The sequence below is a fragment of the Mycobacterium sp. WUMAC-067 genome, from assembly GCF_020217485.1.
Taxonomy (GTDB): Bacteria; Actinomycetota; Actinomycetes; order Mycobacteriales; family Mycobacteriaceae; genus Mycobacterium.
Genome location: NZ_JAEKMI010000147.1, coordinates 1 through 1,327 on the forward strand (window position 1 = coordinate 1; position 1,327 = coordinate 1,327).

The 1,327-nt window shown below is 65.6% G+C and carries 1 protein-coding gene; it reads right to left on the minus strand.

Annotated elements, in window-relative coordinates:
* Window positions 1-33: 33 nt before the first annotated feature.
* A complete protein-coding gene (locus tag JF781_RS27920) occupies window positions 34-1,290 on the minus strand; it encodes an IS256 family transposase (protein WP_225341355.1) in 1,257 nt (418 codons plus the stop codon).
* Window positions 1,291-1,327: the final 37 nt, after the last annotated feature.

Sequence of the window (1,327 nt, forward strand, 5' to 3'; positions counted from 1 at the left end):
GAGCAATTGTCAATACCTGTGGATCGGGGTGTTTCAGGCGACCTCCGTTTCGGTGTGTTGATCGCCGTCTGACGGTGGTGTCGGTGGGGTGATGTCGGTGGGCCGTTCGAGCAGTTTGCCTTTGTGGAAGACCGCTCCGGCGCGGACGAGGGCGACCAGATGTGGGGCGTTGACGGCCCGCCAACGGGCTTGGGCGGCGTCGATCAGCTTGTAGGCCATGGCCAATCCAGCGGCCCGCGATCCCGGACCCTTGGTGACCTTCGTTCTCAAACGCACTGTGGCGAAGGTGGATTCGATCGGATTCGTGGTACGCAGATGGATCCAGTGCTCGGCGGGGTAGTGGTAGAACTCCAGCAGGACATCGAGGTCGTCGACGATCTTGGCGACCACTTTCGGGTACTTCGCGCCGAAGGCAACCGCGAAGGCCTTGACCGCGACCTGAGCTTTGTCGATGTCTTCGGCGTTGTAGATGTCCTTGATGGCCGCCAGCGCGGCCGGATGCGCTGACTTCGGCAGTGCGGAAAGGACGTTGGCCTGCTTGTGGAACCAGCAGCGCTGCTCTCGGGTCTTCGGGAATACCTCCCGCACCGCCTTCCAGAACCCGAGCGCGCCATCGCCGACGGCCAGCACTGGGGCGGTCATGCCGCGTCGTTTGCAGTCGCGCAGCAGATCCGCCCACGACTCGCATGACTCCCGATAGCCGTCGGTGATCGCCACGAGCTCTTTGCGGCCGTCAGCGCGCACGCCGAGCATCACCAGCAGGCACAGCTTCTCCTGGTCCAGGCGGACCTTGAGGTGAATGCCGTCGACCCACAGGTAGACGTAGTCGCTGCCGGACAGGTCCCGGGCAGCGAACGTACGGGCTTCGTCTTGCCACTGCGCGGTCAGACGGGTGATCGTGGTGGCCGACAACCCGGCACCCGAGCCGAGGAACTGCTCGAGTGCGGGCCCGAAGTCGCTGGTCGATAGGCCGTGCAGATACAGCAGCGGCAGCACCTCACTCATCTGCGGGGACTTGCGTGCCCAGGCCGGCAGGATCGCCGAGGAAAACCGCTGCCGCTCACCAGAATCGGGGTCGACACGGCGATCGTTGACCCGCGGCGCCTTCACCTGCACGGCACCGGCCGCGGTCAGCACCTCACGCGGCTGGTGATAGCCGTTGCGGACCACCAGTCGGTGACCGTTCTCGTCGAGCTGATCAGCGAATGCGGCCACGTACGCGGCGACCTCGGCCTGCAGGGCAGCGGCCAACATCTGCCGGGCTCCGTCGCGGACGATCTCGTCCAACAACGACCGGCCGGCCTCGCCGCCGTTGGCCTCCTCGGCA